Genomic DNA, 26374 nt, shown 5'->3' on the forward strand with positions numbered 1-26374 from the left:
TGTGAGTACCCTGCGATGATAAATACAACAAAGCTTGATCCGATCGAAACCGCGTCCATTGATGAATTGCAGGCGTTGCAGACCGCGCGCCTGAAGTGGACGCTGAACCACGCCTACAACAACGTTCCGATGTACAAACGCAAGTTTGATGCCGCGGGCGTTCACCCTGACGATTTCAACGAGCTGGCGGACCTGCAAAAATTCCCGTGCACCACCAAGCAGGATCTGCGCGACAACTACCCGTTCGATACCTTTGCGGTGCCGATGGAGCAGGTGGTGCGTATTCACGCCTCGTCGGGCACCACCGGAAAGCCGACCGTGGTGGGGTATACCCAGAATGATATCGACAACTGGGCCAATATCGTCGCCCGTTCCCTGCGCGCCGCCGGGGGCAGCGCGAAGGATAAAATTCACGTCGCCTACGGTTACGGGCTCTTCACCGGCGGGCTGGGGGCGCACTACGGTGCAGAGCGTCTGGGGGCGACGGTGATCCCGATGTCCGGCGGCCAGACGGAGAAGCAGGCGCAGCTGATCCGCGATTTCCAGCCGGATATGATCATGGTGACGCCCTCTTACTGCCTGAACCTGATCGAAGAGCTGGAGCGTCAGATGGGCGGTGATGCCAGCGCCTGTTCCCTGCGCGTCGGCGTGTTTGGCGCCGAGCCGTGGACGCAGGCGATGCGCCGCGAGATCGAGAAACGGCTGGGCATTACCGCGCTGGATATCTATGGTCTCTCCGAGGTGATGGGGCCGGGCGTGGCGATGGAGTGTCTTGAAACCGCTGACGGCCCGACCATCTGGGAAGATCACTTCTACCCGGAGATCGTCAACCCGAATGATGGCACGCCGCTGGCCGACGGCGAGCAGGGCGAACTGCTGTTCACCACGCTGACCAAAGAGGCGCTGCCGGTGATCCGCTACCGCACCCGCGACCTGACGCGCCTGCTGCCGGGTACCGCACGCACCATGCGCCGGATGGATCGTATCAGCGGGCGCAGCGACGACATGCTCATCATTCGCGGCGTTAACGTCTTCCCGTCACAGCTGGAAGAGGAGATCGTCAAGTTCGAACATCTTTCGCCGCACTATCAGCTGGAGGTGAACCGCCGCGGGCATCTTGATTCACTTTCGGTGAAGGTCGAGCTGAAACAGAGTAGCTTAACGCTGACGCATGAACAGCGTTGTCAGGTCTGCCATCAGCTGCGTCATCGGATTAAATCGATGGTGGGGATTTCAACCGATGTGATGATCGTTAACTGCGGCAGCATACCGCGATCCGAGGGTAAAGCCTGCCGGGTGTTTGATTTGCGTAAAGTAGCAGCCAACGGTTGAATTTCCCTTACTCCAGCCCTCTCCCAAAGGGCTGAGGGTTCCCCACAAATTAATGCGAGCACTGAGCAATCCCCTCGCCCCTCCGGGGAGAGGGTTAGGGTGAGGGGAACATACGGCGGTGGTGGTCATTCCGTTCACTTTATGTTCCTTGCTACTCTGTAACGACATGACCGGTGAACGTGCCAGGGTGGCTCAGTCGCCACCACCCTGGCGACCCGGGCTCCCGGCGGTAAATCGCCGCTTCGCGGTGCCCTCGGCTTATTCCTTCCGGCTTATCGGGTACGGGCGGAGGCAACGTCCCTGTAAAGCCGCCCTCTCGGCGCATCCCTGCGCCTCGCCCCGGCCTGCAGGAAACGCCTCAGCGATTTACAGCCGGACCAGGGCATCGCTGACAGCCCTCAGTCATTTAGAAAGCAACTTTATTGCTTCTGCATAAAAAAATTACTGGGGATCCCTCAGCCCAAAGGGAGAGGGTATATTAAGTTCCCTCTCCCTTTGGGAGAGGGTTAGGGTGAGGGGGAAACCCCAGATTCGTATGCTATGATTCATCCAGGAAAAAAATAACAACAGAATGAATCACATGAATAAACTTGATGCCTTTATCCAGCACGCAGTCAGCTCTGTTCCCGTCAGCGGAACGTCGCTTATCTCCTCGCTGTATGGCGACGCGCTTTCCCATCGCGGCGGAGAGATCTGGCTCGGCAGTCTGGCGGCCCTGCTGGAAGGGATGGGATTCGGGGAGCGCTTTGTGCGCACCGCGCTGTTTCGCCTCAACAAAGAGGGCTGGCTGGACGTGTCCCGCATTGGCCGCCGCAGCTTTTACCGTCTCAGCGACAAGGGGCTGCGTTTGACCCGACGCGCGGAAAATAAAATCTACCGTGCAGAACTGCCGGCGTGGGATGGTAAATGGCTGCTGCTGCTTTCCGAGGGGCTGGATAAAACCACGCTCGCGGACGTGAAAAAACAGCTCATCTGGCAAGGGTTCGGCACGCTGGCGCCGAGCCTGATGGCCTCGCCGTCGCAGAACCTCGCGGACGTGCAGTCGCTGTTGCATGACGCGGGCGTGGCGGAAAACGTCATTTTCTTTGAAGCTCATTCGCCGCTGGCTTTGTCACGCGCGGCATTACGATCCCGCGTGGAAGAGTGCTGGCAGCTGACCGAACAAAACGCGATGTACGAAACGTTTATCAACTCGTTCCGTCCGCTGCTGCCGCTGCTGAAAGAGGCGTCGCCCGAGGATTTAACCCCGGAACGCTGCTTTCAGATCCAGCTGTTACTCATTCATTTTTATCGTCGCGTGGTGCTGAAAGATCCGCTGTTGCCGGAGGAGTTACTCCCGGCGCACTGGGCGGGACAGAGCGCGCGACAGCTGTGCATTAACATCTACCAGCGCGTGGCAGCGGGAGCCCTGGCGTTTGTCAGTGAGAAGGGGGAAACCTCCGTCGGCGAGCTGCCCGCGCCCGGCACGCTTTATCACCAGCGTTTTGGTGGTCTGAATATCACATAAGGAGAGGGTATGCCTGTTTATCAAATTGATGGTCTGACGCCGGTCGTGCCTGAAGAGAGCTATGTTCACCCGACCGCGGTGCTGATTGGCGACGTGATCCTCGGCAAAGGTGTTTACGTAGGCCCCAACGCCAGCCTGCGCGGTGATTTTGGCCGGATCGTGGTGAAAGACGGCGCGAACATTCAGGATAACTGCGTGATGCACGGTTTTCCGGAGCAGGACACGGTGGTGGAAGAGGACGGGCATATCGGCCACAGCGCGATCCTGCACGGCTGCATTATCCGCCGTAATGCGCTGGTGGGGATGAATGCGGTGGTGATGGACGGGGCGACGATCGGCGAAAACAGCATCGTCGGGGCGGCGGCGTTTGTGAAGGCCAAAGCGGAAATGCCTGCGAATCACTTAATCCTTGGCAGTCCGGCGAAAGCGATTCGTGAGCTAAGCGTGCAGGAAATAGAGTGGAAAAAGCAGGGCACGCGGGAGTATCAGGTGCTGGTGGATCGCTGTAAGCAGACGCTGCATCAGGTAGAGCCGCTGCGGGAAGAAGAGCCCGGACGCAAACGGCTGGTATTCGATGAGAACTTACGGCCCAAGTCGGCTGGCCGGGATAATTAACCATTTCTTGCCTGCGAAATAATGCAATGGCATAGGGATGCGTTAACGCGCAACAAATACCCTTTGGGGATAGTGTATAATTGAACGTTTCAGACCTGCATTCATAAAGGGATTTTGTTACCCTGACGCAGATCACGCCTCTCATTCAGAGCGGTCAATGCGTTTATGGAAGACACTATATGAGTGAAAACGACACTATCCCAAAGCAGTCCAAAAGCCAGATTAACAAAGCGGTATTTTACACATCTGCTTTGTTAATTTTCCTTCTTGTCGCCTTTGCCGCGATTTTCCCTCACGTTGCCGATAAAAACTTTAAGCTACTGCAACAGCAAATATTCACCAACGCCAGCTGGTTTTACATTCTTGCCGTCGCGCTGATTTTAATGAGCGTGACGTTCCTCGGCTTGTCCCGCTACGGCGATATTAAACTCGGGCCCGACCACTCCCAGCCTGACTTCAGCTACCACTCCTGGTTCGCCATGCTGTTCTCGGCGGGGATGGGGATCGGACTGATGTTCTTCGGCGTGGCGGAGCCGGTCATGCACTACCTTTCCCCGCCGGTGGGGACACCTGAAACGGTCGCTGCGGCCAAAGAGGCCATGCGGCTGACATTCTTCCACTGGGGGCTGCACGCCTGGGCTATCTACGCCATCGTTGCGTTGATTCTGGCGTTCTTCAGCTACCGCCACGGCCTGCCTTTGACGCTTCGTTCGGCGCTTTATCCGATTATCGGCGACCGTATTTACGGCCCGATAGGTCATGCGGTGGATATCTTCGCGGTAATCGGCACCGTATTTGGCGTGGCGACCTCGTTAGGTTACGGCGTTTTACAGGTCAATGCCGGGCTGAACCACCTTTTTGGCGTGCCCATCAACGATACCGTGCAGGTGATCCTGATCGTCCTGATTACCGGGCTGGCGACCATTTCTGTGGTGTCCGGTCTGGATAAAGGCATTCGCATTTTATCAGAGCTCAATCTGGGGCTGGCGGTACTGCTGCTGGTGCTGGTGTTGTGCCTGGGGCCAACCGTACTCCTGCTGAAATCCTTTGTGGAAAATACCGGCGGATACCTGTCCGAGCTGGTGAGCAAGACGTTTAACCTGTACGCTTATGAACCGAAATCCAGCAACTGGCTGGGAGGCTGGACGCTGCTGTACTGGGGCTGGTGGCTGTCTTGGTCGCCGTTTGTCGGGATGTTCATTGCCCGTGTGTCCCGCGGCAGAACCATCCGCGAGTTCGTCACCGGCGTGCTGTTTGTCCCGGCGGGCTTTACCCTGATGTGGATGACGGTGTTCGGCAATAGCGCCATTTACCTCATCATGAACAAGGGAGCGTCCGATCTGGCGAATACCGTCCAGCAGGACGTGGCGCTGGCGCTGTTTAATTTCCTTGAGCATTTCCCGTTCTCTTCCGTGCTGTCATTTATTGCCATGGCGATGGTCATCGTCTTCTTTGTGACCTCAGCCGACTCCGGGGCGATGGTGGTGGATACCCTCGCGTCCGGCGGCGAGGCCAATACCCCCGTCTGGCAGCGCATCTTCTGGGCCGCGCTGATGGGCGTAGTCGCTATCGCGCTGCTGCTCGCGGGCGGACTGAGTGCGCTGCAAACCGTGACTATCGCCAGCGCGCTACCGTTCTCGATGATCCTGCTGGTCTCAATCTATGGGTTGCTGAAGGCGCTCCGACGCGATTTGACCAAACGCGAGAGCCTGAGTATGGCCACGATCGCGCCGACAGCGGCCCGTAACCCCATTCCGTGGCAGCGCAGACTGCGTAACATCGCCTACTTACCTAAACGCTCCCTGGTGAAACGCTTTATGGAAGAGGTGATCAAACCGGCCATGGTGCTGGTGCAGGATGAACTGAATAAGCAGGGAACGCAGAGCCATATCAGCGACGCGTCGGACGATCGTATTCGCCTTGAGGTGGATTTAGGCAATGAGCTGAATTTCATTTATGAAGTCAGGCTGCGTGGCTATAACTCGCCGACCTTCGCGCTAGCGGCCATGGAGAATGATGAGAATCAGGCAGAACAGCACCGGTACTATCGGGCAGAAATCTACCTCAAGGAAGGTGGGCAAAATTACGATGTGATGGGCTGGAACCAGGAGCAGTTAATTAACGATATCCTGGACCAGTATGAAAAACATCTGCACTTCCTGCACCTGGTGCGTTAATCAGCCAGCCCCTGAAGCATTCGCTTCAGGGGCGTAATTTAATACGCCTCCGGCAGCGGACGGTCTATCGACACCAGCTTTCCGCGCTTCATGGTGATATAGCCCCCGGCTTTAAGATCCGCCAGCACGCGAAAGACATGCGTTCGCGACAGGTTAGTGCGCTTGATGATAAACAGCGCCAGACCCTCATTCTCTCCCGTGTGGGTTTCCTGCCGATAAAGATAGCGATAGAGCATGGGTTTAATGGTCTGGTAGCTGGTGACCTGCCTGCGTTCGTTATGCAGGTCGATGGTGAATATCGACATGTAGGTCAGTATGGTGGCCAGCGCCTGCATGCGCTCAGGCCCACCCTGGAAAAAAAACTGGTCGAAGTCGGCCCAGGATATTCTCACCAGTTTCACCCTGGCACTGCTGCGATATTCATACTTCGCCAGTGGACAATACCTTTCCATTAAACCGATCGGCATATACTCAATAGTATTGCCAATATTCAGCCCATCATCAGGCATTAATATCGTCAGCGACCCTTCAGTACAGAAATAAATATAGCCAGGTTCAACGGTGAGTTTTTTATTTGCGGCAACGGTTAAGACCTCGCCTTCACAAAGCATTTGCGGAAAAAATTGCCCAATATTGAGTTGCTGATAATAGGTATGGATATCCTGAAAATTCACGCTAAGCCTCTCCCCGCAACGTCTGCTATGGTAGCGAGTATAGCAGCAATAGCCCACGGATTACGAATCGATAAATAACCAGTCCCATATGGGACTATGAAGGGAAGGTATTCTGGTTAGAATGGTCCTCAATGAGTTCGCATTAAAATTATCCGCCACAATTAAATATCGCTGGCGGCGCAATTAATCTATGAGGCCATTTAATGAAATTAACGATAATCGCTAAACATCTGGCGCTGGCCGGTGTGTTGACGTCGCTGTCGCTTTCCGCGTTTGCGGAAGTACAGCCGCAGGATGCCACTCCTACAACCCAGCAGGCTAATAACGCCCTGTATAACAAATTACCGTTTGCCGATAAAACCGACTTTGAAAATGCCCATAAAGGCTTTATCGCCCCGCTGCCGCAAAACATGATCAAAGGCGAACAGGGGAACGTTATCTGGAACCCGGCGAAATATGATTTCGTCAAAGAGGGTGAAAAAGCCCCGGATACGGTAAACCCGAGTCTGTGGCGTCAGTCACAGTTGATCAACATTGGCGGGCTGTTTAAGGTCACCGACGGCGTGTATCAGATCCGTAATCTCGATCTCTCCAACATGACCATCATTGAGGGCGAGAAGGGCATTACCGTTATTGACCCGCTGTTAAGCGCTGAACCGGCGAAAGAAGCGCTGGATCTCTACTATGCAAACCGCGGCAAGAAACCGGTCGTGGCTGTGGTGATCACCCACAGCCACGTTGACCACTATGGCGGCCTGCGCGGCGTGGTTGACGAAGCTGACGTCAAGTCTGGCAAAGTGAAAATCTACGCGCCGGATGGCTTTATGAAAGAGGCGGTTTCCGAAAACATTATGGCCGGAAACGCGATGAGCCGCCGTGCGAGCTATATGTACGGCAACCTGCTGAAGCCGGATGCAAAAGGCCAGGTGGGTGCAGGCCTTGGCACCACCACCTCTGCGGGTACTGTCACCCTCATCCCGCCGACCGACTACATTACCCATACCGGTCAGGAAGAAGTGATCGACGGCTTGACCTACGACTTTATGATGGCGCCGGGTTCAGAAGCTCCGTCGGAGATGCTGTGGTACGTCAAAGAGAAGAAAATGATCGAGGCCGCAGAGGACGTGACCCATACTCTGCACAACACCTACTCCTTGCGCGGCGCGAAAATCCGCGACCCGCTGGCCTGGTCGAAGTACATTAACGCCGCCATTGAGCGCTGGGGCGCGGACGCGGAAGTGATTATTGCGCAGCACCACTGGCCGACCTGGGGTAACGAGAATATCGTCAAGCTGATGAAAGGCCAGCGCGATATGTACCGCTACATCAACGACCAGACCCTGCGTATGGCCAACAAAGGCCTGACTCGCGATGAGATCGCCGCAGAATTTAAGCTGCCGGAATCGCTCGAGAAACAGTGGGCAAGCCGCGGTTACTACGGCTCCGTTAGCCACGACGTCAAAGCCACTTACGTGTTTTATCTCGGCTGGTTCGACGGCAACCCGGCAACCCTCGACGAGCTGCCGCCTGAACAGGCTGCGAAGAAGTTCGTGCAGTACATGGGCGGCGCTGATGCCATCATGCAGAAAGCCAAAGCGGATTATCAGCAGGGTAATTACCGTTGGGTTGCTCAGGTGGTCAGCAAAGTGGTCTTTGCCGATCCTAACAACCAGGCTGCCCGTAATCTGGAAGCCGACGCGCTTGAGCAGTTAGGTTACCAGGCGGAAGCGGGCACCTGGCGTAACTTCTACCTGACCGGCGCGCAAGAACTGCGTAATGGCGTGAAGAAGCTGCCGACGCCGAACACCGCCAGCCCGGATACCGTGCGAGCGATGACCCCGGAAATGTTCTTCGACTACCTGGGTGTGCACATCAACGGGGTGCGGGCCGGTAACGCGAAGGCGGTCTTCAATGTCGATCTCGGTAAGGATGGCGGCAAATACAAGCTGGAGCTGGAAAACGGCGTGCTGAACCATACCGCCAACGCGCAGGCGAAGGATGCCGACGCAACTATCGCGCTTGACCGCACCACGCTGAACAACATCATCCTTAAGAAAGAGACGCTGAAGCAGGCGATGGATAAAGGTGACGTGAAGGTGAGCGGAAACGGGGCGAAGCTGGAAGAGATGCTGAGCTACATGGACAAATTTGACTTCTGGTTCAATATCGTAACGCCATAAGTTCAGGTTTCATCCACATAATCCTGGCGCCTTAGAAATAAGGCGCCATTTTTTTATTCACGCATCGCCAGCGCGCTGGCACTTGCCGGATCGAACAGCGAAATACTCTCGATCTGATCAAGCATGATCACCTTACGGAAATCCATAGCGCTTTTTGGCTCTGAGTCGAGCGTAACCTCATGCTCGGCGTACCATTTGCTGTAGTTGTGCTCAATACACAGCTGCATGTTCTCCCCGTCGCGGTAGCCGCTCAGCATCGGGATAAGCACGATATTGGCGGTTTTTTCATACTCCAGCGTGGCGGTATGGATCATGCCAATATAAATCCGCCGCGACTTCAGCGTGACGTGCGCAAGTTCACCTTCCTCCATGCACTGATAGAGCAGTTGTTCAATCCCGCTCGATTGCGCCAGCCGCTTGTAGAGCTTTTTCCGGCCTTCGCCGTCCAGCCGCGCGCTGCCGGCCCAGTTAGAACGATAGAGACAAAACAGGATCGCAAAGGCCAGCATCACCACGACCGGAGCCTGAATCCCTAAAAAGCTCCAGTTCATAAAATCAATTTGCCAGTCGGCGTATTTTGCGGACGTGAAATGGAACGTGTTGTCGGCGGCGGAGAGGGCGAACAACAGCAGCCAGAGCAGGCCGGTGGCGATCACGCCCTGTAGAACGAAAATGCAGCCATACAGCGCCACAAGGAAATAGACATCCCAGCCGAATGAACGCTTAATTTTGAACCGGGTTGAGAGATCGCGGCTGGTGTACCAGTAGCCGCATACCATCAATACCATGAATATTGCCGTTCCCATTTCAGGCCCTCTTCAGCGCGTTGACATGGCGCAGAAAGTCCTGCCGAACCTCGTTACTTTTGTAGTTAACCGAGGCGTTTCCATCCTGATCGATGATGATGCGGTCGCCATCCTCTACGGCTTCGATAATTTCCTGGTGACTCATAACCTGCAACAAGGATTCCGGGCTGGAAAAGAGCGCCATCAGTAAATTTTTCATCGCGTGACATCCTTATGAATTAAAAGGATAAGTCTGGAAGATAAATGGCACCTTTGCCTTAAGGTTATCCCTAAAAAATAACGGCACGGCGGTGAGAATCTGCTTTTGACTCAAATTGGCACCTCAGGGAAAGTTTTTAAAATACTGAATTAAAAGAGGTATAAAAAATATATCTGCACAAACTTGGACAAATAACGCTAATTGTGTAAGTTTTAATTATGCGATTTCGCTACGTTGTTTACAGCCAGGATGTGACCCATGAGCACGTTGCCGTCCGTCATCAGTCGATTCGTTGATTATTACGCCACGCTGGATACCCAGCCACCTTCGGCTCTGGCAAAGATTTATCGCGCCGATGCCACGCTTATCGATCCCTTTGGCGAACACAGCGGGTTGTTCGCGATTCAGCGCTATTTCACTCACCTGCTGGCTAACGTCCAGCGGTGCCGCTTTACCGTCGATGCACCGTTGCAGCAGGGCGATCGCTTTGTTGTTACCTGGATGATGCACTGGTCGCACCCGCGTATTGCCCGGGGGGCAATGCGCCAGCTGCCGGGCTGCTCTGTGGTAGACATGCGCGACGATCGCATAGTTCGCCAGCGGGATTACTACGATGCCGGAGAGATGATTTACGAACATCTTCCGGTGCTCGGCTGGGCCGTACGCGGCGTGAAGCGGAGAGTGAAATCATGAAAACGGTTCTGATCACCGGCGCAAGCTCGGGCATAGGGGCCGGGCTGGCGAAATCGTTTGCCGACGATGGTTACCGGGTGATTGCCTGCGGGCGCGATGCGCAACGTCTGGCAGCCGTGCATCAGCACAGCCCCAACATTACGGTGCGCCTGTTCGATATGACAGACAGGGACGCCTGTCGCCAGGCGCTGGCGGACTGTGCTGCCGACACGGTGATTCTTTGCGCCGGAACCTGCGAGTATCTCGACCGTGGCGAGGTGGATGCCGCGTTGGTGGCGCGGGTCATGACCACCAATTTTATGGGGCCGGTAAACTGCCTTGCGGCGTTGCAGCCGCATCTGATATCCGGCAACCGCGTGGTGCTGATCAGTTCGATGGCGCACTGGCTTCACTTCCCGCGAGCCGAAGCCTATGGCGCCTCTAAAGCGGCGTTAACCTGGTTTGCCGACACGCTGCGCCTCGACTGGGAGCCGAAAGGGATCGCCGTCACGGTCGTTTCACCTGGTTTTGTCGACACGCCGCTGACCCGAAAAAATGATTTCCCGATGCCGGGCCGGGTCAGCGTGGAGGACGCCGTCCATGCCATTCGTCGCGGTCTGGCAAAAGGGAAGGATCATATCGCGTTTCCCGCCGGGTTTAGCCTGGCGCTGCGCCTGCTCTCCGGTCTGCCCGATATACTTCAGCGCGCACTGCTGCGCAGGATGGTGCGACCATGAAGATCGCGATTATCGGCAGCGGTATCGCCGGGTTAACCTGTGCCTGGCGGCTCGCCGGACATCATCAGGTCACGCTGTTTGAAGCGCAGGCCACGCCGGGCGGTCATACCGCAACGGTGGATGTCGACACACCGCAGGGCAACTTTGCCATCGACACCGGTTTTATTGTCTACAACGACCGCACCTATCCGCGCTTCATGGGGCTGCTGAGCGAACTGGGCATCAGCGGGCAAAAAACGCAGATGAGTTTTTCGGTACATAACCCGCAGAGCGGGCTGGAGTACAACGGCCACACGCTGACGTCGCTGTTCGCCCAGCGTCGTAATCTGTTAAACCCTGCCTTCTGGACGCTGCTGAAGGAGATCGTGCGCTTTAACCGGCTGGCGAGACAGACGCTCCGGGGTGACGTCAGCGAGTCCGCCACGCTGGAGACGTTCCTGCACCAGCACCGCTTCACGCCTTTTTTTGCCCGTCACTACATTCTGCCAATGGGGGCGGCTATCTGGTCATCCTCGCTACAGGAGATGAAACGCTTCCCGCTGCCGCTCTTTTTACGCTTTTTCGAGAACCACGGTCTGCTGGACATTACCCATCGTCCGCAGTGGTACGTGGTGCCGGGCGGCTCCCGGGAGTACATCCGCGCGATGCTGGACAAGCTTGGCGATCGCCTGACGCTGCACCTCAATGCGCCGGTGCAGCAGGTTATTCGCCACGTTCGCGGGGTTGATATAACGCGTGAGGGCGTAACAGATAACTTTGATCAGGTGATCTTCGCCTGCCACTCCGCTCAGGCGCTGGCGATGCTCGCCAGCCCAACGCAGGCTGAACGTGAGGTGCTGGGTGATATCGGCTGGCAGCGTAACGAGGTGGTGCTTCACAGCGATCCGCGCTGGCTGCCGGTGCGCAAGCGCGCGTGGGCGAGCTGGAACTACCGCCTCAGCGAGCAGGATCGGGCCAGCGCCTGCGTCACCTACAACATGAATATCTTGCAGGGACTGCCGCCGGGTAGCCCGCTGTTTTGCGTCACCCTCAACCCGGAAACGCCGGTGGAAGAACGCTATGTGCTGCGCCGCTTTGTCTATGAGCATCCGCTTTTTAACCCGCAAAGCTGGCAAGCCCAGGCCCGACGCGGAGAAATAAACGGTCGCCAGCGGAGCTGGTTCTGCGGCGCGTACTGGTACAACGGCTTCCACGAAGATGGGGTACGCAGTGCGCTGGATGTGGTAAACGCCATCGCGGCCGGGGAGGGCAACTGAGATGAACAGCTGCCTTTACCACGGCACATTGCGCCATCGCCGTCTTTCGCCAAAAGCGCACCACTTTACCTATAGCGTCTTTATGGCCTGGCTCGATCTCGATGAGCTGGACGCGCTGCCCTCCGTCGGTGTGCGCCGTAACCGCGTTGCGCCCGCGGCATTTTATGATGCGGACTACCCGCTGGGCACGCCGCTCAAAGAGCGCGTCCTTGAGCGTCTGGAAAATCTGACCGGCGAACGCCCGGCGGGGCGGGTCATGCTTCTAACCCAACTGCGTTATTTCGGCTTTCATTTTAACCCGGTCAATTTTTACTACTGCTATGACAGGGAAGACACCCTGCGCTGGGTTCTCGCCGAAGTCCGCAACACGCCGTGGAATGAACGACACTACTACGCGGTAGCGGGGCGGGACGCCCCGCCGACGGAAAAAGCGTTTCACGTCTCGCCCTTTAATCCGATGGACATGGTCTACCACTGGCGCTTCAACAGTCCGGCCAGCACGCTGCGCATGCATATCGAAAACCATCAGGAGACGAAGGTGTTTGATGCCACTCTGACGCTGCGCCGGGAGCCGCTGACGCGCGCAGCGCTGCGGTCGCTGCTGGCGCGGATCCCGTTGATGACCCTCAAAACCGTTCTCGCTATTTACTGGCAGGCGCTCAGGCTGTGGCTGAAGCGCGTGCCGCTGCATAACCATCCCCTAAGCAGGAGTGAACGCTCATGACCGATCCCGTCTTTGCGCTTGAACCCGATATCCCGCGCAACGTCCGCGTCGCGCGATGGCTGCTTTTTCGCCTGCTGAACGGGCTGCGCGGCGGCTCGCTGACGCTGCGTGAAGGCGCGCAGACATTCCAGTTCGGCGACGCCTCCACCGCGCTTCACGCTGAGGTGCAGGTACTCGCTCCGGGTGTCTACTGGCGCATTTTAACCGGGGGCAGCCTCGCCGCGGCACAAGCGTGGATAGATGGCGACTGGGAGACGGCCCACCTGACGCCGCTGCTGGAGCTGATAGCGCGCAATAGCCAGATCCTCGGGCAACTGGAAAAAGGGTTTCGCCTGCTCGGGAAACCGGTAGAGCGGCTACGGCACTGGATGCGGCGCAACTCCCGCGCGCAGGCACGGGAAAATATTGCCGCCCATTACGATTTGGGCAACGCCTTTTACGCCCATTTCCTTGATGAACAACTCCTTTACTCCAGCGCGCTGTTTACCGGGGAAGAGCAGGATCTGGCGGCGGCTCAGCAGGCAAAAATGGCCAGGCTGTGCGACCAACTGGCGCTCACCGCAAACGATCATCTACTGGAGATTGGTACCGGCTGGGGGGCGATGGCGGAATATGCCGCCCGTCATTATGGCTGCCGGGTAACAACTACCACGCTATCGCAGGAGCAGTACCACTGGGCCACCGCGCGGATCGCGCGGGCAGGTTTACAGGATCGCGTTGAGGTGCTGCTCTGTGACTACCGCGATCTGACCGGAGTGTACGATAAGCTGGTGTCGGTTGAGATGATTGAAGCCGTCGGCCAACGCTACCTGCCAACGTTTTTCCGCACCTGCCAGGCGCGTCTGCGTCCGGGCGGGCGGATGGCGATTCAGGCCATCACCATTCAGGATCAGCGCTATCGCGACTACAGCAAAAGCGTCGATTTTATTCAGCGCTACATCTTCCCCGGCGGCTTTTTGCCCAGCATCACCGCCATGAATGAACTGATGACCCGCCATACCGATTTTGTCGTGCGTAACCTCTTCGATATGGGGCCGGACTACGCCCGCACGCTGGCGCACTGGCGTCAGCGCTTCGTTCACGCCTGGCAGGAGATTGAAAAGCTCGGATTTGATGACCGTTTCCGTAGGATGTGGCTGTACTACCTCGGCTACTGTGAAGCCGGGTTTAACGCCCGCACCATCAGCGTGGTGCAACTGACTGCGGAACGCGTATGAAGCGCTACGGGCAGGTCTTTCTGCTGGCCATCGGGTTTGATCTCTACTGGACGCTGGTGGTGCTGTTTCGCGAGCAGGGGCTGGTCATCTGGATCTCGCTGGCGCTGATTGCCTGGCTGCTGTTACCGCCATCACACCGGGTATACGCCCTTGTGCTGGCGGCGTCGGGCGCGATGCTGGACGCCCTTTGGGCGCTGACGGGGTTGATTTCATTCACTGGCACGTCTCTGATGCCGCTATGGATGGTGGCGCTGTGGCTGATGTTTGCCACCGTCTGGACGCAACTGACCCGCACGACCACCTTGCCGGGCTGGCTGCTGACAGCGCTGGCGACCCTGGGCGGGCCGGTGGCCTACCTGTTTGGCGAGCGTCTGGGGGCCATCACGTTCCTGGAGCCGACTTTTATCGTCGTCAGCTGGATGATCCCGGGCTGGCTGGTGCTGATGCTGTTTTTCCACCTGCTGATGGGGAGACAACAATGAGACATCTGTTACTCGCGCTCGCGCTAACCGTTATGGCCTGTAACGCGCAGGCGGCAGACTGGCTGAGCTGGCGCAAGGTAGGCGATGCCACCCTCACCTGGGGGCCGTTTACCGTTTATACCTCTCAACTGCTGACGCCCGACGGCAGCTATACAGGAACAGACAGCGATAACGCGCTGATTATCACCTATGCCCGGGATATCGATGGCGACGACCTGGTCGAGGCGACCCGCGACCAGTGGCAGGCGCAGGGCATTTTGCAGCAGGAGCCGCAGATTGAAGCCTGGCTGCGGATGCTAAAAGCGCTCTGGCCCGACGTCACGCCCGGCACGCAGCTCGCGTTTGTGGTTAATAACGGTCAGGGGCAATTCTGGTATCGCCCCACGGCGTCGCAGAAAAAATTTACGCCCCTCGGGCCGCGCCAGTCGGCAGCGTTTAGCTCGCGCTTTCTGGCGATCTGGCTCGATCCCCGCACCGAGTATCCTGAACTGCGTCAGCAGTTAATCGGAGGACCACAATGAAACGAGTCCTGTTAATGGCGCTTACACTGACAATGCTGGTGGCCGGGTGCAGCACAGAAGTGACCGAGTATCGTCAGCAGCAGCCAAGGCTTGATATTTTCCACTACTTCCAGGGCAAAACCGAGGCGTGGGGGATGGTGCAGGACCGCAGCGGTAAGCAGATCCGCCGTTTTCACGTCGAGATCGCCGGAGATGTCATCGGCGATACGCTGACGCTGAACGAGCATTTTGTCTATGACGACGGCGAGAAGCAGCAGCGCGTCTGGCATATCCGCCGCATTAGCCACGATCGTTACGAAGGCACGGCGGGTGACATAGAAGGTGTCGCGACAGGTCAGGTTTCGGGCAACGCCCTTAACTGGCGCTACAGCATGAACGTGAAGGCGGACGGTAAAACCTGGCTGCTGCACTTTGATGACTGGATGTATTTGCAGGACAGCACCCGCCTATTCAATAAAACCGAGATGAAGAAATTTGGCGTCACCGTCGCCACGGTGACGCTGTTCTTTACCCGCAAAGAGGGCGGTTAATCCTCTTCGGGCTGAGGTTTACTGCTTGAGTAGATGAAGAAGAGCGCGATACTCAGGCAGACCACGGCCCCGAAACGGCTCGCTGAAAACGGAATGGCTTCATTGTTCAGCCAGCCAAAGTTATCAATCAGCATGCTCATGGCCAACTGACCCAGGATCACCGCTACCGTGGCAACGGCGGTGCCGATACGCTGCACCGCGAGCACCATAATCACTATATAGGGCACGCCGCACAGGGCGCCCAGAAGCTGCCACTTGGGCACATCCATCAGGCTGACCGCCTGTTTCGGCTCAAAAAAGAAAATGAGCAGGGCGGTTACCAGCGCGCCGACGGAAAAGGTCAGAAACGCGCTTTTGAATACCCCCACGCTGCTGCCTAATTGCCCGTTAATGGCAGCCTGAATGCTCAGTGTCGCGCCGCCAATCACCGCCAGAATAATCATAATCACTGTCATAACGTTACCCCTGCGCCACGAGAATGAGCGCGGCGATGATAAATCCCAGCGCAATAATGCGTTTTGTATCGATCCTGCGGTGCGGCGTACCCAGCAGGCCATAGTGGTCAATAATCAGGCTTTTAAAGACCTGGCCTGCCAGAATGCCGATCATCGTCATAGCAATACCGATCGCTGGCGTGGCAATGGTGAGAATGATGACGTAGACCGGGCCGAGCACGCCGCCCAGCAGGTGCCATGACGGCTGCGCAAAAAATGAGGGACTGTTGCGGGGGCTGAAAAACAGCATCAGCAGAAACGTCAGCCCGGTTCCCACGCTAAATATGCTGAACGCCGCCCACAGGTCGCCCACCTCCGCGCCCAGCGGCCCCAGCAGCCCGGCTTCCACGGACAGCCCCATGCCGCCGGCAATCACCAGTAAAATTAAAATAATGTGCATAACGCTTTTTCTCCTTTTTCCAGGCGGAGAAGATTACGTCTGAACATCATTGAGAAAAATGCCATAATGCAGGAAACACCTGTGCAGGAAATGCATTAATGATGGATGCCGGACATATCAGCATTCGCGCGCTGCTGATCTTCATCGACGTTTATGAAACGCAGAATTTTTCCGTGGTGGCGAGGCGGGAAGGAATTTCTGCGTCGCAGGTTTCCCGCATGATCCACCAGCTTGAGGACGCCCTCGGGCAACAGCTTTTCTACCGCAACACGCGGGCGATTATGCCCACAGAGAGCGGGCATCTTTTTGTGCGCTATGCCCGGGCGATGGCCGGAAATCTGGAGGATGCGCGACGCGAGCTGGATGAACGCGCCTGCGAGCCGTCGGGCACGCTGCGTATCAATGGCCCGGTCTTTTTCGGACAACGGCACATCGCGCCGGGCCTGCCGGGGCTTCTGGCGCGTTATCCTCGTCTCTCCATTGAACTGACCCTCACCGACGATTTTATCGATCCGCACCGCGACGCCGCGGACGTTATCTTCCGCATCGGCGTGCTGACGGACTCCTCGTTTCACGCCCGGGTGTTCGGTCAGCAGTTCTACCATCTGGCGGCCTCGCCGGACTATCTGCAAAAACATGGCGCACCCGAGGGGCCGGACGATCTCAGCCGTCACCACTGTCTGGTTTACCGCGGCTCGTCCGGGCCTAACCGCTGGCTAATCCGGCAGCCGGGCGAGGCGTGGGTTCACTATCCCATCGTACCGCTGATGACTTCCAATAACGCGGAAACGCTCCTGATTGCGGCGCTGGGCGGCATGGGCGTTGTGCTATTCCCGGACTGGATGGTGAGCGAACGGCTCAAAAGCGGTGAGCTGGTGGCACTGCTGCCGGAAATGGAGTGTTCTATTAATACGGAGCCACTGACGATTGCGGCGATTTACCCGAACGCGCGTCATCCGCCCCTGAACGTCAGGGCGGTGATTGACTACTATATTGAGCGGTTCGGTACGCCGCTGTACTGGCAAACCTGAAGGTTAGCGGGCAAGCTCGCGACGGATAATGTCAGTCCCGGCGCTTAATGCCTTCAGCTTACCATTGGCGACCTGGCGGGAAAGGGGAGCCATGCCGCAGTTAGTGGACGGATAGAGCTTGTCTGCATCCACAAACTGCAACGCCTTGCGCAGCGTATCGGCAACCTCTTCCGGCGTTTCGATGGTCTGGGTGGCAACATCAATTGCCCCGACCATCACTTTTTTACCGCGGATCAGCTCCAGTAGATCCATCGGCACGCGCGAGTTGTGGCACTCCAGTGAGATGATATCGATCTTTGAGGTCTGCAACTTAGGAAACGCCTCTTCATACTGGCGCCACTCGGAGCCGAGCGTTTTTTTCCAGTCCGTATTGGCTTTGATGCCGTACCCGTAGCAGATATGTACTGCGGTTTCGCATTTCAGCCCTTCAATGGCGCGCTCCAGCGCGGCGATGCCCCAGTCATTCACTTCGTCGAAAAAGACGTTAAAGGCAGGTTCGTCGAACTGAATAATGTCAACGCCGGCCGCCTCCAGCTCGCGGGCTTCCTGATTGAGAATTTTAGCGAACTCCCAGGCCAGCTTTTCGCGGCTTTTATAGTGAGCATCGTATAGCGTGTCGATCATGGTCATCGGGCCGGGCAGCGCCCACTTGATCGGCTTATCCGTCAGCTGGCGCAGGTATTTCGCGTCGTCTACAAACACCGGTTTCTGGCGCGCCACCGCGTCTACCACGGTCGGCACGCTGGCATCGTAACGGTTACGGATGCGCACCGTCTGACGATTTTCAAAATCCACGCCGCTGAGATGTTCAATAAAGGTGGTGACGAAATGCTGGCGGGTTTGTTCCCCGTCGCTGACGATATCAATCCCGGCGCGAATCTGTTCATCCAGAGACAAACGCAGCGCATCCTGTTTCCCTGCCAGTAATTCCTCGTCCTGGAGTTTCCACGGCGACCAGAGCGTTTCCGGCTGCGCAAGCCAGGTGGGTTTCGGCAGGCTGCCAGCCGTCGATGTCGGGAGCAATGTTTTCATAAGAAGAACCTTTTATTCGTATTAAATTAAAGCGTGAAGTGATGAGACCACTGCTCAAGAAGGGTTTTATAGGGTTTGATGAACCGCTCTTCGGTATATTTACCCTGTTCAATGGCCAGCCGGCTGCGCTCTTCCCGGTCATAGACGATTTTTGTTAATGAGTGATCCTGCTGATTCAGGTCGGGCTGATAGCACTGTCCCGCAGCGGAATTGGCATTGTAAATTTCTGGTCGATAGATCTTCTGGAACGTCTCCATGGTGCTGATGGTGCCGATCAGTTCCAGATTGGTGTAATCACGCAGTAAATCGCCGGTGAAGAAGAAGGCAAATGGCGCGACGCTGTTTTCCGGCATGAAATAGCGAACCTTGAGGCCCATCTTCGCGAAGTACTGTTCCGTTAGCGACTCGCCGTCCGGCTGGTACTCATACCCCAGCACCGGGTGGTGGTTACCGGTACGACGATAGGTGTCTTTGCTGGAGACGCTCAGGCAGATCACCGGTGCTTTTTTAAAGTTCGCCTGATATTCCGCAGAATGAATGAAGCTTTTAAAGATATTGCCGTGCAGCTCGCCAAAATTCTCGGGGAGGGTAAAACGGGGCTGATCTTTATTATGTTCCAGCAGCAGGACGCTGAAATCATAGTCACGAACATAGGATGAGAAGTTATTCCCGACGATGCCTTCGATGCGCTCGTGGGTCTTTTTATCCACGATCGTCGTTTGCAGAATTTCGATGGCCGGGAAAGTAAAATCGCCGCCGATATTCATATCGACTGAAATAATCTCCAGCTCGACGGCATAGCGGTCGGCTTTCGGGTTATCCCAGCTCGCCAGCGCGTTAAAGCGGTTGTTGATCATCATCAGCGTATTGCGCAGGTTCTCCTGACGCTTCTCGCCACGCGCCAGGTTGGCGAAGTTGGTGGTGGTGCGCGTGTTTTCTGACGGGTTATAATTTTCATCAAAGCAACTGCGCTTAAGGGTAAATGTGAAAGCCTGACTCATTTGGTTATGCATCCTAAGTTCATGTTGCCTAAACGTTATCAATGCATAATTTATGCCTGAGCCACTGGCGCAGGGGAAGTGACTTAATTTCACTGCGTCATGAGGGTTCTTCATGAACTGCGCGATTCAGGTATAATCCCCCGACATTTCCAACCGGTTTAAACGATCATGACAAAACTCACCCTACAAGAGCAGATGCTGAAAGCGGGCTTAGTCAGCAGTAAAAAGATGGCGAAGGTTCAGCGCACGGCGAAAAAATCCCGCGTCCAGGCTCGCGAGGCGAGAGAGGCTGTTGAAGAGAACAAGAAAGCCCAGCTGGAGCGTGATAAGCAGCTGAGCGAACAGCAAAAACAGGCGGTGCTGGCAAAAGAGTTCAGGGCGCAGGTGAAGCAGCTGATTGAGATGAACCGCATCACCGTGGCGAAGGGCAACATTACCTTTAACTTTACCGATGGCAGCCTGATCAAAAAAATCGACGTCGATAAGCAGACGCAAACCCAGCTGATCAACGGTCGTCTGGCGATTGCCCGACTGGTGATTAACGCGAATGGCGACTGTGATTACGCGATTATCCCGGCGGTGGTGGCGGATAAAATTGCCCAGCGCGATGCGGACAGCATTGTGCTAAACAGCGCGCTGAGTCAGGAAGAGCAGGACGAAGACGATCCGTACGCAGACTTCAAAATCCCTGACGATTTAATGTGGTAAACCTCGTTCAGAATGGCGCGGCGTGACGGGCATTCATGGTCTCGCCGCTCAGCGGATGAATAAAACTCAGAACGCTTGCATGCAGCATCAGCCGGGGCGTTTCTTCCGCCCCCGGCCATTCCAGACCCCCATACAGATCGCACCCCAAAATAGGGTGGCCTAACTGCTGGCAGTGAATGCGCAGCTGGTGGGTGCGCCCGGTCTCCGGGGTAAGCTCAACCCGCGTCAACGGCATTATCGTATCCTGGTAAATACGTTCCACCACCCGATAGCGCGAGCGAGCGGGCTTACCAGTGCGCGCACAGATCGTCATCAGCGGAAACAGCGCCGGATCTTTGGCAATCGGGGCATCCACGGTCCCTTCGTCCTGTTCCACATGTCCGCACAACAGGGCGGTGTAAACCTTGGTCACGGCGCGCTGGCTGAACTGGTGGCAAAGCGCGGCGTTAATCGCTTTGTTACGTGCAATCACCATCAGGCCCGAAGTGCCAAAATCAAGACGATGCACCAGCGTGCAGCCGGGAAAGGTTTGCACCAGACGGTGGTGGACGGAATCGCGGTTTTGCGGATTTTTCCCGGACAGGCTGAGCAGACCAGAGGGTTTGTTGATCAGCAGCAGATGCTCGTCCTGCCAGAGGATCTCAATGTCGTCGTGACAGGGGGGTGCAATAAACGTATCGATTATGACAGACATCAGGCCGCCGGGCTGGAGAGTGGGTGCGGATGATAACGAAATACGGGGGAAAGAAAAACCCTCCCACCGGGCGGTGAGAGGGGGAAAATTTAGGCTGCGACCAGGCTGTCGATAGCGGCTTTCGCGTCGGTCTGCGCTTTGGTGGCCACTTCCGGGCCGTAAGCGATACCTTCAGCGAACACGAAGTTCACGTCGGTAATGCCGATGAAGCCCAGGAACAACGTCATGTACGGTGCGACCAGATCGGTAGGGGTATCTTTGTGAATACCGCCGCGGCTGGTCAGGACGATAGCGCGTTTACCTTTCACCAGACCTTCCGGGCCGTTCTCGGTGTAACGGAAGGTTACGCCAGCGCGCGCCACCAGGTCGAAGTAGTTCTTCAGCTGCGTAGGAATGTTGAAGTTATACATTGGGGCGTTGATCACGATAACGTCGTGGGCCTGCAACTCAGCAATCAGCTCGTCGGAGAGCGCCAGGGCTTCCTGCTGACGTGGGGTGAGAGGCGCATCGCTCGGACGCAGCGCGCCAACCAGCTCGCCGTCCAGCACAGGAATCGGGTTTGCCGCCAGGTCACGCACGGTGATTTCATCCGCGCTGTGCTGTTCACGCCACTGTTCAACGAAATAGTCAGCCAGCTGACCAGACTGTGAATACCCTGCCAGAATACTGGATTTCAACACTAATACTTTGCTCATGGGAATTTCCTGTTTTGTATTTGATTGAGGGGGGTGCCCCGTTGCTTGTTGACACTTTATTCACAATCCTGCCACAGGGATAGCGCAATATATCGAAGCCTATGTTCGAATTTTTTGAATAAGGCGCGAAAAGCGCTGATGTGGTACTCTATAGCAATCATTAAAAAGAGATTTTATCCGGCAGTGCACTGCCCGTTAACGCTATGACAGAACAACAGAAATTATCCTTCCCGATGCTGATGCAACAGCTTGATTCGCTGATGCTGCGCGATAAACAGCGGTTTGCGCGCCGTCTGCACGGCGTTAAGAAGGTTAAAAATCCTGATGCACAACAGGCCATCTACCAGGAGATGGCCAAAGAGATTGAACAGGCGGCAGGGAAAGTTGTGCTGCGTGAAGCCGCACGCCCGGAGATTACCTATCCGGAAAACCTGCCCGTCAGCCAGAAAAAACAGGACATTCTTGAGGCCGTGCGCGACCACCAGGTGGTGATCGTCGCGGGGGAAACCGGTTCAGGTAAAACCACTCAGCTGCCGAAGATCTGCATGGAATTAGGCCGCGGGGTGAAAGGGTTGATCGGTCACACCCAGCCGCGTCGTCTGGCGGCGCGCACCGTGGCGAACCGTATTGCCGACGAGCTGCAAACGGAGCCGGGCGGCTGCATCGGCTACAAGGTGCGATTCAGCGACCACGTCAGCGATAACACCATGGTTAAGCTGATGACCGACGGTATCCTGCTGGCGGAAATCCAGCAGGATCGTCTGCTGATGCAGTACGACACTATCATCATCGATGAAGCGCACGAGCGCAGCCTGAACATCGACTTCCTGCTCGGCTACCTGAAAGAGCTGCTGCCCCGGCGTCCGGATCTGAAAATCATCATCACCTCCGCGACCATCGACCCGGAGCGCTTCTCAAAACATTTCAATAATGCGCCGATCATTGAAGTCTCAGGCCGAACCTACCCGGTTGAAGTGCGCTATCGCCCGATTGTTGAAAAGGCGGACGATACCGAGCGCGACCAGCTTCAGGCCATCTTCGATGCCGTCGACGAGCTGGGCAACGAGAGTTCTGGCGACATTCTGATCTTCATGAGCGGCGAGCGTGAGATCCGCGATACCGCCGATGCGCTCAGCAAGCGCGATCTGCGCCATACCGAGATCCTGCCGCTGTACGCGCGCCTGTCCAACAGCGAGCAGAACCGCGTGTTCCAGCCGCACAGCGGGCGCCGCATCGTGCTGGCGACCAACGTGGCCGAAACCTCGCTGACCGTACCGGGCATTAAATACGTGATCGACCCGGGTACGGCGCGCATCAGCCGCTACAGCTACAGAACCAAAGTTCAGCGTCTGCCGATCGAGCCGGTTTCGCAGGCGTCAGCTAATCAGCGTAAGGGCCGTTGCGGCCGCGTGTCGGAAGGGATCTGTATTCGTCTCTATTCGGAAGACGATTTCCTGTCGCGCCCGGAGTTTACCGATCCGGAGATCCTGCGAACCAACCTGGCATCCGTTATCCTGCAAATGACCGCGCTGGGGCTGGGCGATATCGCCGCCTTCCCGTTTGTGGAAGCGCCGGATAAGCGCAATATTCAGGATGGGGTGCGGCTGCTGGAAGAGCTGGGGGCCATTACTACCGACGAGCAGGCGACGGCCTACAAGCTAACGCCGTTGGGCCGCCAGCTTAGCCAGCTGCCGGTCGACCCGCGGCTGGCGCGCATGGTGCTGGAGGCGCAAAAACACGGCTGCGTGCGCGAGGCGATGATCATCACCTCGGCGCTCTCCATTCAGGATCCGCGCGAGCGTCCGATGGACAAACAGCAGGCGTCGGATGAAAAACACCGTCGCTTCCACGATAAAGAGTCCGATTTCCTCGCATTCGTCAACCTGTGGAACTACCTCGGCGAGCAGCAAAAAGCGCTCTCTTCGAATCAGTTCCGCCGTCAGTGCCGGGTGGATTTCCTCAACTACCTGCGCGTGCGCGAGTGGCAGGATATCTACACCCAACTGCGCCAGGTGGTGAAAGAGCTGGGCATCCCGGTGAACAGTGAACCGGCGGAGTACCGCGAAATTCATATTGCCCTGTTGACCGGCATGCTGTCTCATATCGGGATGAAGGATGCGGATAAACAGGAATTTACCGGCGCACGCAACGCGCGTTTCTCCATCTTCCCGGGCTCCGGTTTGTTCAAGAAGCCGCCGAAGTGGACCATGGTCGCCGAGCTGGTGGAAACCAGCCGTCTGTGGGGGCGTATCGCCGCGCGTATCGATCCAGAGTGGGTTGAGCCGGTGGCGCAGCACCTGCTGAAACGCTCGTACAGTGAGCCGCACTGGGAGCGCGGGCAGGGCGCGGTGATGGCGACGGAAAAAGTCACCGTTTACGGCCTGCCGGTGGTTGCAGCGCGTAAGGTTAACTACAGCCAGATTGACCCGGCGCTGAGTCGCGAGCTGTTTATCCGCCATGCGCTGGTGGAAGGCGACTGGCAGACGCGCCATGCGTTCTTCCGCGAAAACCTCAAGCTGCGCGCCGAGGTGGAAGAGCTTGAGCACAAGTCCCGCCGCCGCGACATTCTAGTGGACAACGAGACGCTGTTTGAGTTTTACGACCAGCGCATCAGCCACGATGTGATCTCGGCGCGCCATTTCGACAGCTGGTGGAAGAAAGCCAGCAAAGAGACCCCGGACCTGCTCAACTTTGAAAAGAGCATGCTGATCAAAGAGGGCGCGGAGTCGGTCAGCAAACTCGACTACCCGAACTTCTGGCATCAGGGCAACCTGAAGCTGCGTCTGACCTATCAGTTTGAGCCGGGCGCGGACGCCGATGGCGTGACGGTGCACATTCCGCTGCCGCTGTTAAACCAGGTGGATGAGAGCGGGTTTGAGTGGCAAATTCCCGGCCTGCGCCGCGAGCTTGTCATTGCATTAATCAAATCCCTGCCTAAACCAGTGCGGCGCAACTTTGTACCGGCGCCGAACTACGCCGAAGCGTTTTTAGGCCGCGTCACGCCGCTGGAACTGTCGCTGCTGGACGCACTGGAGCGTGAGTTCCGACGCATGACCGGGACCACCATTGACCGCGACGACTGGAACTGGGATCAGGTGCCCGATCACCTGAAAATCACATTCCGCGTAGTGGACGATAAAAACAAAAAGCTGCTCGAAGGCCGTTCTCTGACGGAGCTGAAAGAAGCGCTGAAAGGTAAAGTCCAGGAGACGCTCTCTGCGGTGGCCGATGACGGTATTGAGCAGAGCGGGCTGCACATCTGGAGCTTTGGTCAGCTTCCGGAAAGCTATGAGCAGAAGCGCGGGAACTACAAGGTGAAAGCCTGGCCCGCGCTGGTAGATGAGCGCGACAGCGTGGCGATTAAGCTCTTTGACAATCCGCAGGAGCAACAGCAGATGATGTGGCGCGGGCTGCGTCGCCTGCTGCTGCTTAACATCCCGTCGCCGATTAAGTATCTGCACGAGAAGCTGCCGAACAAAGCCAAGCTGGGGCTCTACTTTAACCCGTACGGTAAGGTGCTGGATCTGATCGACGACTGCATCTCCTGCGGTGTGGACAAACTGATCCACGAGGCGGGCGGTCCGGTCTGGACGGAAGAGGGCTTTGCTCAGCTTCATGAAAAGGTGCGCGCGGAGCTGAACGATACCGTGGTAGAGATTGCGAAACAGGTCGAGCAGATCCTCACCGCCGTGTTCAATATCAACAAGCGCCTGAAGGGGCGGGTGGATATGACCATGGCCCTGGGTCTGTCGGACGTGAAGGCGCAGATGGCGGGGCTGGTGTATCGCGGCTTTGTCACCGGCAACGGCTTTAAGCGTCTGGGTGATACGCTGCGTTATTTGCAGGCGATTGAGAAGCGTCTGGAGAAAATGGCGGTCGATCCGCATCGCGATCGAGCGCAGATGCTGAAAGTCGAAAACGTGCAGCAGGCGTGGCAGCAGTGGCTCAACAAACTGCCGCCAGCGCGTCGCGATGATGACGATGTGCGGGAGATCCGCTGGATGATCGAGGAGCTGCGCGTCAGCTTCTTCGCCCAGCAGCTCGGTACGCCGTATCCCATTTCGGATAAGCGTATCTTGCAGGCGATGGAGCAGATCTCCGGCTAAAACCATTGCCCGGTGGCGCTGCGCTTACCGGGCCTACGGGAGAACATGCAGGCCGGGTAAGGCGTAGCCGCCACCCGGCTTTTTTATCGTTCCACCATCGCTAGCGTAAACCCATCCCACCCCTTAACGCCCACCGTTTGCAGCGCGGTGGCGGTTAAGCGTGGGTTATCTCCAGTCATCTCGATAAACTTCCGTACCCCATGCACGCGTGCATCGTCGCTTTGCCCGTTAACCACCTCGCCGTCGCGCACCACGTTATCGCCGATTATTACCGTGCCGGGACGAGAGTAGTGCAGCGCCCACTCCAGGTAGCCGGGATTGTTTGGCTTATCGGCATCAATAAAGATCAGGTCAAAGGGCGGGACGTCACCGAAATTCTCGAGCGACTTTAGCGCCGGGCCTGCAATCAGTTCTATGCGATCGCCGAGTCCCGCAAGATGAATATTTTGTCGTGCAACTGCGGCATGTGTCGGGTCCGCTTCTAGCGTAATCAACTTTCCGTCCGGCGGCAGGGCGCGCGCCATGGGGGTATCGCCAGAGGCGAAATGTAGGCCGGGTAAGGCGTAGCCGCCACCCGGCATGTT

Annotated in this window: 25 protein-coding genes and 1 pseudogene; 16 read left to right on the forward strand and 10 right to left on the reverse strand. The window is 56.9% G+C overall.

Annotation, left to right across the window (positions count from 1 at the left end; genetic code table 11):
- Positions 1–15: 15 nt before the first annotated feature.
- From paaK to L2Y28_RS10325, 4 genes are all read left to right on the forward strand, one after another.
- Entirely contained in the window at positions 16–1332 is a 1317-nt protein-coding gene (paaK, locus tag L2Y28_RS10310; RefSeq protein ID WP_022648028.1) for a phenylacetate--CoA ligase PaaK, read from the forward strand.
- 571 nt (positions 1333–1903) lie between these two features.
- Entirely contained in the window at positions 1904–2839 is a 936-nt protein-coding gene (gene paaX, locus L2Y28_RS10315) for a phenylacetic acid degradation operon negative regulatory protein PaaX (RefSeq protein WP_032622213.1), read from the forward strand.
- A 9-nt stretch (positions 2840–2848) separates the two neighbouring features.
- A complete protein-coding gene (gene paaY / locus L2Y28_RS10320) occupies positions 2849–3454 on the forward strand; it encodes a phenylacetic acid degradation protein PaaY (protein ID WP_022648030.1) in 606 nt (201 codons plus the stop codon).
- Positions 3455–3633: 179 nt separating this feature from the next.
- Complete coding sequence (locus L2Y28_RS10325) at positions 3634–5631, forward strand: choline BCCT transporter BetT (RefSeq protein ID WP_022648031.1); 1998 nt, start codon at positions 3634–3636, stop codon at positions 5629–5631.
- Positions 5632–5669: 38 nt separating this feature from the next.
- Here the strand turns inward: L2Y28_RS10325 and L2Y28_RS10330 are convergent, their stop codons facing one another.
- Positions 5670–6305 (reverse strand): helix-turn-helix domain-containing protein, encoded by a 636-nt coding sequence (locus L2Y28_RS10330; protein WP_022648032.1) that lies wholly within the window; start codon positions 6303–6305, stop codon positions 5670–5672.
- 203 nt (positions 6306–6508) lie between these two features.
- On the opposite strand from L2Y28_RS10330, the gene L2Y28_RS10335 reads away from it, so the two are divergent.
- Complete coding sequence (locus L2Y28_RS10335) at positions 6509–8485, forward strand: alkyl/aryl-sulfatase (protein ID WP_022648033.1); 1977 nt, start codon at positions 6509–6511, stop codon at positions 8483–8485.
- 53 nt (positions 8486–8538) lie between these two features.
- On the opposite strand, the gene L2Y28_RS10340 is transcribed toward L2Y28_RS10335, so the two are convergent.
- A complete protein-coding gene (locus L2Y28_RS10340) occupies positions 8539–9291 on the reverse strand; it encodes a hypothetical protein (protein ID WP_022648034.1) in 753 nt (250 codons plus the stop codon).
- Position 9292: 1 nt separating this feature from the next.
- A complete protein-coding gene (locus L2Y28_RS10345) occupies positions 9293–9490 on the reverse strand; it encodes a hypothetical protein (protein WP_022648035.1) in 198 nt (65 codons plus the stop codon).
- Between the two features lie 258 nt (positions 9491–9748).
- Between L2Y28_RS10345 and L2Y28_RS10350 the strand changes: the two genes are divergently transcribed.
- From L2Y28_RS10350 to L2Y28_RS10385, 8 genes are read left to right on the forward strand one after another with little or no spacing between them, the layout of a single operon-like run.
- Complete coding sequence (locus tag L2Y28_RS10350; protein WP_022648036.1) at positions 9749–10183, forward strand: nuclear transport factor 2 family protein; 435 nt, start codon at positions 9749–9751, stop codon at positions 10181–10183.
- Positions 10180–10899, forward strand: a complete 720-nt coding sequence (locus tag L2Y28_RS10355; RefSeq protein ID WP_022648037.1) for an SDR family NAD(P)-dependent oxidoreductase — start codon at positions 10180–10182, stop codon at positions 10897–10899. The genes L2Y28_RS10350 and L2Y28_RS10355 overlap by 4 nt, the downstream gene beginning before the upstream one ends.
- Positions 10896–12155: an NAD(P)/FAD-dependent oxidoreductase gene (locus L2Y28_RS10360; RefSeq protein ID WP_022648038.1), complete on the forward strand. Its 1260-nt coding sequence runs from the start codon at positions 10896–10898 to the stop codon at positions 12153–12155. Before L2Y28_RS10355 ends, L2Y28_RS10360 begins: the two co-directional genes overlap by 4 nt.
- A gap of 1 nt (position 12156) precedes the next feature.
- Entirely contained in the window at positions 12157–12879 is a 723-nt protein-coding gene (locus L2Y28_RS10365; RefSeq protein WP_022648039.1) for a DUF1365 domain-containing protein, read from the forward strand.
- Entirely contained in the window at positions 12876–14096 is a 1221-nt protein-coding gene (locus L2Y28_RS10370; RefSeq protein ID WP_022648040.1) for a cyclopropane-fatty-acyl-phospholipid synthase family protein, read from the forward strand. Before L2Y28_RS10365 ends, L2Y28_RS10370 begins: the two co-directional genes overlap by 4 nt.
- Complete coding sequence (locus L2Y28_RS10375; RefSeq protein ID WP_022648041.1) at positions 14093–14578, forward strand: DUF2878 domain-containing protein; 486 nt, start codon at positions 14093–14095, stop codon at positions 14576–14578. The genes L2Y28_RS10370 and L2Y28_RS10375 overlap by 4 nt, the downstream gene beginning before the upstream one ends.
- A complete protein-coding gene (locus L2Y28_RS10380) occupies positions 14575–15099 on the forward strand; it encodes a hypothetical protein (RefSeq protein ID WP_022648042.1) in 525 nt (174 codons plus the stop codon). The genes L2Y28_RS10375 and L2Y28_RS10380 overlap by 4 nt, the downstream gene beginning before the upstream one ends.
- Positions 15096–15629 (forward strand): DUF3833 domain-containing protein, encoded by a 534-nt coding sequence (locus L2Y28_RS10385; RefSeq protein WP_022648043.1) that lies wholly within the window; start codon positions 15096–15098, stop codon positions 15627–15629. Before L2Y28_RS10380 ends, L2Y28_RS10385 begins: the two co-directional genes overlap by 4 nt.
- On the opposite strand, the gene L2Y28_RS10390 is transcribed toward L2Y28_RS10385, so the two are convergent.
- Both L2Y28_RS10390 and L2Y28_RS10395 read right to left on the reverse strand, forming a co-directional pair.
- The gene (locus tag L2Y28_RS10390) at positions 15626–16084 is read right to left on the reverse strand and encodes a DMT family transporter (RefSeq protein ID WP_022648044.1); all 459 of its coding nucleotides are present in this window, start codon (positions 16082–16084) and stop codon (positions 15626–15628) included. The two genes, L2Y28_RS10385 and L2Y28_RS10390, sit on opposite strands and share 4 nt — an antisense overlap.
- Positions 16085–16088: 4 nt before the next feature.
- Positions 16089–16523: a DMT family transporter gene (locus tag L2Y28_RS10395; RefSeq protein WP_003857304.1), complete on the reverse strand. Its 435-nt coding sequence runs from the start codon at positions 16521–16523 to the stop codon at positions 16089–16091.
- A gap of 98 nt (positions 16524–16621) precedes the next feature.
- Here L2Y28_RS10395 and L2Y28_RS10400 point away from each other — a divergent pair, with 98 nt between their 5' ends.
- A complete protein-coding gene (locus tag L2Y28_RS10400) occupies positions 16622–17554 on the forward strand; it encodes a LysR family transcriptional regulator (RefSeq protein WP_022648045.1) in 933 nt (310 codons plus the stop codon).
- 3 nt (positions 17555–17557) lie between these two features.
- Here L2Y28_RS10400 and L2Y28_RS10405 read toward each other — a convergent pair whose 3' ends face one another.
- Together L2Y28_RS10405 and L2Y28_RS10410 are read right to left on the reverse strand one after the other, a co-directional pair.
- On the reverse strand, positions 17558–18586 hold the full coding sequence (locus L2Y28_RS10405) for a methionine synthase (protein ID WP_022648046.1): 1029 nt from the start codon (positions 18584–18586) through the stop codon (positions 17558–17560).
- 26 nt (positions 18587–18612) lie between these two features.
- Entirely contained in the window at positions 18613–19587 is a 975-nt protein-coding gene (locus L2Y28_RS10410) for a DUF1852 domain-containing protein (RefSeq protein ID WP_022648047.1), read from the reverse strand.
- A 168-nt stretch (positions 19588–19755) separates the two neighbouring features.
- Between L2Y28_RS10410 and L2Y28_RS10415 the strand changes: the two genes are divergently transcribed.
- Entirely contained in the window at positions 19756–20295 is a 540-nt protein-coding gene (locus tag L2Y28_RS10415; protein WP_022648048.1) for a DUF2058 domain-containing protein, read from the forward strand.
- A 7-nt stretch (positions 20296–20302) separates the two neighbouring features.
- Here L2Y28_RS10415 and L2Y28_RS10420 read toward each other — a convergent pair whose 3' ends face one another.
- Both L2Y28_RS10420 and azoR read right to left on the reverse strand, forming a co-directional pair.
- Positions 20303–20989: an RluA family pseudouridine synthase gene (locus L2Y28_RS10420; protein ID WP_022648049.1), complete on the reverse strand. Its 687-nt coding sequence runs from the start codon at positions 20987–20989 to the stop codon at positions 20303–20305.
- Positions 20990–21078: 89 nt separating this feature from the next.
- Complete coding sequence (gene azoR / locus L2Y28_RS10425; RefSeq protein WP_022648050.1) at positions 21079–21684, reverse strand: FMN-dependent NADH-azoreductase; 606 nt, start codon at positions 21682–21684, stop codon at positions 21079–21081.
- Between the two features lie 203 nt (positions 21685–21887).
- Here azoR and hrpA point away from each other — a divergent pair, with 203 nt between their 5' ends.
- Entirely contained in the window at positions 21888–25790 is a 3903-nt protein-coding gene (gene hrpA, locus L2Y28_RS10430; protein WP_022648051.1) for an ATP-dependent RNA helicase HrpA, read from the forward strand.
- An 83-nt stretch (positions 25791–25873) separates the two neighbouring features.
- On the opposite strand, the pseudogene L2Y28_RS10435 reads toward hrpA, so the two are convergent.
- A pseudogene (locus tag L2Y28_RS10435) lies at positions 25874–26314 on the reverse strand (O-methyltransferase); the annotation flags it as partial.
- Positions 26315–26374 lie beyond the last annotated feature (60 nt).

The sequence above is a fragment of the Enterobacter sp. JH25 genome (assembly GCF_021725435.1).
In the GTDB taxonomy this organism is placed as follows: Bacteria; Pseudomonadota; Gammaproteobacteria; order Enterobacterales; family Enterobacteriaceae; genus Enterobacter; species Enterobacter intestinihominis.